This window comes from Kitasatospora sp. NPDC023118 (genome assembly GCF_055560875.1).
Window position 1 is genome coordinate 44,263 of sequence record NZ_JBVHHW010000022.1, and the last position, 6,556, is coordinate 50,818.

Annotated in this window: 7 protein-coding genes; 1 reads left to right on the top strand and 6 read right to left on the bottom strand. The window is 72.0% G+C overall.

The window, feature by feature from the left end; translation table 11 throughout:
- Positions 1-3: 3 nt before the first annotated feature.
- Complete coding sequence (locus ACZ3UD_RS26340) at positions 4-1,197, bottom strand: ABC transporter substrate-binding protein (RefSeq protein WP_465592509.1); 1,194 nt, start codon at positions 1,195-1,197, stop codon at positions 4-6.
- Between the two features lie 43 nt (positions 1,198-1,240).
- On the bottom strand, positions 1,241-2,296 hold the full coding sequence (locus tag ACZ3UD_RS26345; protein ID WP_465592512.1) for an ABC transporter ATP-binding protein: 1,056 nt from the start codon (positions 2,294-2,296) through the stop codon (positions 1,241-1,243).
- Positions 2,297-2,459: 163 nt separating this feature from the next.
- Here ACZ3UD_RS26345 and ACZ3UD_RS26350 point away from each other — a divergent pair, with 163 nt between their 5' ends.
- Positions 2,460-3,989: a PucR family transcriptional regulator gene (locus ACZ3UD_RS26350; RefSeq protein ID WP_465592515.1), complete on the top strand. Its 1,530-nt coding sequence runs from the start codon at positions 2,460-2,462 to the stop codon at positions 3,987-3,989.
- Positions 3,990-4,056: 67 nt separating this feature from the next.
- Here ACZ3UD_RS26350 and ACZ3UD_RS26355 read toward each other — a convergent pair whose 3' ends face one another.
- The 4 genes from ACZ3UD_RS26355 to ACZ3UD_RS26370 are packed head-to-tail and all read right to left on the bottom strand — an operon-like array spanning position 4,057 to position 6,556.
- Positions 4,057-4,266, bottom strand: a complete 210-nt coding sequence (locus tag ACZ3UD_RS26355) for a hypothetical protein (RefSeq protein ID WP_465592518.1) — start codon at positions 4,264-4,266, stop codon at positions 4,057-4,059.
- A 20-nt stretch (positions 4,267-4,286) separates the two neighbouring features.
- Positions 4,287-5,036, bottom strand: a complete 750-nt coding sequence (locus ACZ3UD_RS26360) for an SRPBCC family protein (RefSeq protein WP_465592521.1) — start codon at positions 5,034-5,036, stop codon at positions 4,287-4,289.
- 30 nt (positions 5,037-5,066) lie between these two features.
- The gene (locus ACZ3UD_RS26365) at positions 5,067-6,329 is read right to left on the bottom strand and encodes a cytochrome P450 (RefSeq protein WP_465592524.1); all 1,263 of its coding nucleotides are present in this window, start codon (positions 6,327-6,329) and stop codon (positions 5,067-5,069) included.
- Between the two features lie 11 nt (positions 6,330-6,340).
- Positions 6,341-6,556, bottom strand: coding sequence for an MbtH family protein (locus ACZ3UD_RS26370; protein ID WP_465592527.1), 216 nt, complete (start codon positions 6,554-6,556; stop codon positions 6,341-6,343).

A 6,556-nucleotide genomic window follows, 5' to 3' on the forward strand; every position in this document is an offset into this window, starting at 1 on the left:
GGCTCAGCCCTTGATCTCGGTCCAGGCGGCGGTCCAGGCGGCGTAGTCGGTGCAGGCCACCCCGCGGCCGTCCAGGCAGCTCTTGACCGGGGTGGTCCAGTAGTAGACGTTCTTCCAGTACGCCTCGTCGGTGGCGTGGAAGGTGGTGCAGAAGTTCTTGTCCGACGTCTGGTCGCAGGCCTTGGAGTTGGCCGGGGCCTCACCGAACCATTCGGCGACCTGGGCGTTGGCCTTCGGCGAGACGATCCAGTTCAGCCACTGGTAGGCGCAGTCGGGGTGCGCGGCCCTGGCCGACACCATCCAGGTGTCCGACCAGCCGGTCGCGCCCTCCTTCGGCAGCACCGCCTGGACCGGCGCCTTGTCGGCCTGCGCCATGTTGGCGATCACCTGCCAGGTGGTGCCGACCACGGTGTCGCCGGTCTTGAAGGAGTTCTCGGCCTTCTGGTAGTCGCTCCAGTACTCGCCGACCGCCTTGTGCTGGGTCTTCAACAGGTCGACGGCCGCCTTGAGTTGGGTGTCGTCCAGGGCGTAGGGATTCTTGATGCCCAGGTCCGGCTTCGTCTTCATCAGGTACAGCGCCGCGTCGGCGATGTAGATCGGGGAGTCGTAGGCGGTGACGTGGCCGGCGTAGGGCGCGGCGCCGTCGAAGACCACGCGCCAGGAGTCGGGTGCTGGCGAGACCTTGTCGGTGCGGTACATCAGCAGGTTGGCGCCGCGGCCGTGCGGGATGCCGTACATCTGGCCGTTCACCGAGTTCCACGGCTGGTTCTTCAGGCCCTCGAAGACGTCCGCGTAGTTCGGCACCAGGCCGGTGTTGACGGGCGCGACGTCGCCGGCCGCGATCAGCCGCAGCGTCGCGTCTCCGGACGCCGAGACGGCGTCGTACTGGCCGGTCTTCATCAGCGAGACCATCTCGTCCGAGGTGCCGGCGATCTTCGTGTTGACCTTGCAGCCGGTCTGCTGCTCGAAGGGGTGGACCCAGTCGACGTTCTTGTCGTCCGAACCGTCCTCGGCGTAGCCGGCCCAGGCGACCAGGTTCACCTGGCCCTCACCGGCGCCCAGGGACTGGAGCATCGGCAGCTTCGGCGGGTTGAGACCGTGGGCGCCGGTGCTTCCGGCGCTGCTGCCGCACCCTGCGGCCAACAGGACGGCGGCGGTGGCGGCGGCCGCGGCGCGGGCGGTCGAGCGGATACGCATGCGATGGGTTCCTTTGCTGGTGGGGAAGGCGCTGGTGACCGGGTCAGCCACCGACGCGGACGGTGTGCTTGCGCTGCCAGGCGAGCACGACGTCGGTGCCGCGGTGGCGCAGGACGTCGGCCGAGCCCTCGTCGAGGTTCTGCCGGACGGCGGTCAGCCGCCCGCCGGCCTCCAGGTCGACCAGGAACCGGGTGTGGCCGCCCGCGTAGACCACCTCGGCCACCCGGCCCATCGCCGACAGCTCGTCGGGGCCGGCGGGATCGTCCGGGTGCGCTATCCGGATCTTCTCCGGCCGGACGCTGAACAGCCCGGCCTCGCCCACGACCTGCTCGGCCGCCGTGCCGTCCAGCAGGTTGGAGGTGCCGACGAAGCCGGCGACGAAGGCCGTGGCCGGGTGCTCGTACACCTCGGCGGGCGAGCCGACCTGCTCGATCCGCCCCGCGTTGAACACCGCGACCCGGTCGCTCATCGTCAGCGCCTCGTCCTGGTCGTGGGTGACGAACACGAAGGTGATCCCGACCTCGCGCTGGATCCGCTTGAGCTCCCCCTGCATCTCGTGACGGAGCTTCAGGTCGAGCGCACCGAGCGGCTCGTCGAGGAGCAGCACCTTCGGGCGGTTCACCAGCGCCCTGGCCAGGGCGACCCGCTGGCGCTGGCCACCGGAGAGCTGGGCCGGTCGACGCCGCTCGAAGCCGTCGAGCCGGACCATCGCGAGCGCCGCGCGCACCCGCTCCACCCGCTCGGCCCTGGGCACCCGGCGGACCATCAGGCCGTAGCCGACGTTCTGCTCGATCGTCATGTGCGGGAAGAGTGCGTAGTCCTGGAACACCGTGTTGACGTCCCGGTCGAACGGCGCGAGTCCGGTGACATCGACTCCGCCCAGCAGGACCCGGCCGGCGCTCGGCGCCTCGAAGCCGGCGACCATGCGCAGCACCGTCGTCTTCCCTGAGCCGGACGGGCCGAGCATCGCGAAGAACTCGCCCTCGCCGATCTCCAGGTCCACGCCGTCGACCGCGCGGACCTGGCCGTCGAAGGTCTTCGTCAGCGCTTCGAGCCGCACCGCCCCGGGGGCGGGGTCCGGTCGGTCGTTGCTCTTCAACTCCTGCTGCCCTTCTGATCGGTGTCGCGCACGGGGCGGATGGCTCGGTCGGGTCGGTTGTGCCGGTCGGCTCGCAGGGAACCCTAGGAGGAATCCCCCTATCCGGCTATGGACTGCCGCACGGTCTTCCGCCGCCAAGTTGTGCGGCGCTACAGTCCGGCGCATGTCCGTGACGCTGCGCGAACTGCTCCGGGAAGACGGCCTCGGCCTGCGACTGTGTACCGGCACGGCCGGTGTCGAACGCGTCGTGCGCTGGGTCGCGGTGACGGAACTCGCCGACCCCACACCGTGGATGGCGGGCGGCGAGCTGCTCCTCACCACGGGCCTGCGGCAGCGGACCGCTGCCGCACAGACCGCTTTCGTGCAACGGGTGGCCGCCGCCGGCGCGTCCGGGTTGGGCTTCGGCACCGGGCTGAGCCACCCCACCGTCCCGAGGGCGACGGTGGCCGAGGCCGAACGGCTGGGCCTGGCGGTGCTGGAGGTCCCGTACGAGACGCCCTTCATCGCGGTGAACCGCCTGGTCGCCGAACGGATCGCGGCCGAGGACCACAGCGCCCAACGGCGGCTGGTCGATCAGCACGACCTGCTGGTCCAGGCCCTGCTGACCGGTGAGGGCCTGACCGCGCTGCTGCGGGTGCTGCGGCACGCCTGCGGCTCCGAGGTCGCCGTGGTCGACCGCCACGGCTCGCTGCTCGCCGCCGCCCCGGAGCGGGCCGGTGCGCTGGTCGAGGAGGTCCGGGCGGCCGGGCTGGAGTCCCCGGACGGGCCCGGTCGGGCCGGTCCACTGCGCCTGCCGGTGCAGGTGGACGGGATGGTATCGGCGTACCTGTGCCTGCGGTCGGCCGGCCGGGCGGCGGACGTGCTCCCGTACGCGGTCCGGCTGGTCGGCCTGGAGCTGGCCCGTCGGCAGGCCCATCTGGCCGGACGGCGGGAGCTGGTCGGCCAGGTCGTCGAGGACATCGTGCGGGACGTGATCACACCGGCCGCCGCCGAGCGCAGGCTCGCCGCGTTCGGGCTCGACACCACGGCGGCCCACCGGGTCGTCCTGGGCTGTCCGGCACCGGAGGGCGAAGGGCCGGCGGCGGACGGCCGCCTGGCCCGGCTGCCCTGGCTGACGGCGGGCCGCCCCGACTCCCCCGAGCCGGTGCTCACCGCCGTGGCCGGCCGGTACCTGGTGGCGGTACTCCCGCAGAACGCGTCCGTGGACAAGCTGGCCCGGCGGTTCGGCACCGCGCTATCCGGCCTCGACACCCGCGCCGCGGTCGGGATCGGCGGCTGCTACCGGGGCGTCGACGGCCTGCGCTGGAGCTGGTTCGAGGCCCAGGCCGCACTCACCAGGGGCCCCGGCATCCACTCCGGCGACCCGCTCAACCTGCCGCGGCTGCTGCTGTCCAGCCCCGACCTGCCGTTGAAGCAGCTCGCAACCGAAGTGCTGCGCCCGCTCACCCGCTTCGACGAGACCAACAACGCCGACCTCGTCGCGACCCTGCACGCCTACCTGGCCGCGGACTGTTCGGTCCAGACGGTCGCCGACCGGCTGTACGTCCACCGGAACACCGTCCGCTACCGGCTGGACCAGATCGAGCGCCTCACCGGCCGGTCGCTGCAGTCCATGCAGGACCGCTTCCAGCTCTGGCTGGCCCTGCTCGCCGCCTTCCCCGACCGGAAACCGACGATCTCCCAGCGCGACTGATCGCCGCGCCGGACCGGGTCGACCTGCCGACCGGGTCCGGCGCCCGCCGCACGGTGTCCGGGAAGGCCTACCAGCGGCCGCGCGACGGCACGGAGTTGAGCTTGGCGCTGAGTGCCGAGAGGAAGGTCGGGAGCTTGTCCACCATGGACTTGGGGACCGGGATGGTCTGGACGGTGTTCCGGACCACGTCCTGGACGACGAGCGTGTAACTGCCGTTCTCCTCGACGAGTTCGGCGGCGTAGAGCAGTGTTTCCATCGAGGTTTCCATCGCGTCCATCGCGGCTTCCATCGGTGATCCTAGGCTTGGGTGTCGTTGAGCCAGGCGTTCCACGCCTTGACGGCCCGCTGCTCGTCGGCGTCCTCGGCGAACAGGTGGTGGCCCAGCCAGATCGGCCAGTTCCAGCTGCTGCCGTTGAAGAACCGGTACAGCGCGTCGGGGCCGCGCAGGCCGACGAAGTCGGCGCTGAGCCAGTCCACGACCACCTCCTCCGGGCCGCCGTCCGGACCGGGGACGTGGAGCCGCAGCCTGTCGCCGACGGCCGCGTCCTCGGGGAGGCCGAGGCGTCGGCGCAGGGCGGCGAAGTCGGCCGGGTCGGCGGTGGTTTCGGGGCGCTGGGCCCTGACGTAGACGGCCGGGCGGCCGGCGAAGTGCCGCAGGTACTCGGCGAGGGCGTGCTGGTAGAAGTCGACGTGCTTCTCGGCCGCGTCGGACTTGGTGTCCCAGTTCCAGGCGTCGTCGACGACGCCCGTGTGCACCCAGTGGATTCCCATCCGCAGGTGGCTGGTTCCGCCGGCGGCCGGCTCGATGTGGTAGCTGAGCGTGTTGGAGAACCCGCCGTCCTGGGCCGCCCGGGTGGCGAAGTGGCTCGGCGGCTCCCACGCCACGACGGTGGCGGCGCCCCGGGTGACCTTCCCGCCGACGTGCGGCTCGACCTCCATGGGGTACAGCCAGCCGAGGTTGCCGGCGCCGGTGGCGACCGCGTCCCAGACCTGCTCCGGTGTGGCGGGCAGGTCCTGCTCCCGACGGACCTCGAACTCTCGGGCCATGGTCAGTTCTCCTTCGTCGTCGTTCAGGTGTCAGTAGGTGAGCGGGAGGGCGCTGAGCCGCCGTTGCAGCGGGTTGGGCCGCCAGTCGAGCGCCGCCCCGCCGGCGGCCTCGTCGGCCAGCCGCAGCCGCGGGAGGCGGCGGACCAGCGTGCCGATCGCCACCTCCGCCTGGAGCTTGGCCAGCGGCCCGCCGAGGCAGAAGTGCGGGCCGTTGCCGAAGCTCAGGTGCCGGTTGCCGGGCCGGGTCAGGTCGAGCCGGTCGGGGTCCTCGAAGCGCTCGGGGTCACGGTTGGTCGCGGCGAGGAACAGGTACACCAGCTCGCCCTCCCGCAGCGTCCGCCCGCCGATCTCCAGGTCCTCGGCGACGACCCGGACGATCGCCTGGGTCGGCGTGTCGTAGCGGGACAGTTCCTCGACGGCGGTGCGGATCAGCGCCGGCTCCTCCCGCAGCCGGGCCAGCTGGTCGGGGTGGCGCAGCAGCGCGAGGGTGCCGTTGCCGACCAGGTGGGTGGTGGTCTCGTCGCCGGCGGTGATCAGGACGAAGCAGGTGGACAGCAGCTCGGAGTCGGTGAGCCGGTCGTCCTGCGCCTGGGTGGCGACCAGGGCGCTGATCAGGTCGTCGCCCGGGTCGGCCCGGCGTCGGCGGACGAGTCGGGCGAGGTACTCCTCGTACTGGTCGATCGCCGCCTCGGTCTTGGCGATGTCCTCGGTCAGCCGTCCGAAACACCGGAACCAGGCCTTGACCTGGGGGCGGTCCTCGGGCGGGATACCGAACAGCTCGCAGACGACGGACAGCGGCAGCGGGGAGGCGACCGCCTCGATCAGGTCCATGGTCGGCCCGGCCTCGACGGCCCGGTCGACCAGCTGGTCGACGATCCGCTCGATGCCGTCGCGCAGCGCCTCGACACGCCGGGCGGTGAACGCCCGGTTGGCGAGCTTGCGCAGCCGGGCGTGGTCCGGCGGGTCGGTGTTGGTCATCACCCGGCCGAGTCGGTCGGTGAGCCGACTGAGGGCCTTGAGGTTGCCGCCCTGCGCGCCGAAGGCGGTGGTCATCCGGTCCCGGTCGTTGGACAGCCTCAGGTCGCCCAGGGCCGCCTCGACGTCGGCGTACCGGGTGAGGTACCAGATGCCCTGGGCGCTGCGGTGGACGGGGCTCTCGCGCCGCATGCGCGCGTAGAACGGGTACGGGTCCCGACGGGCCTCGGGTGTGAGCAGCGCCGCGGCGAGGTCCTCGGACGGCCCGGCCGGGCCCGCCGTGGGGCGGGCCGCGTCCGTGGTTTCGGTCAGGTTCACTGCGAGCCGCCCTACCGCTTGGCGTCCATGGCGTCGATGAGGCTCTGGGGCCGCATATCGGTCCAGGACCGCTCGACGTACTCCAGGCAGGCGGCGTGGGTGTCGGGGCCGTAGGCGACGGTCCAGCCCTCGGGGACGTCCGCGAACTGGGGCCACAGCGAGTGCTGGTTCTCCGAGTTGACGAGCACGAGGAAGGTGCCGTCCTGGTCGTCGAAGGGGTTGGTCAT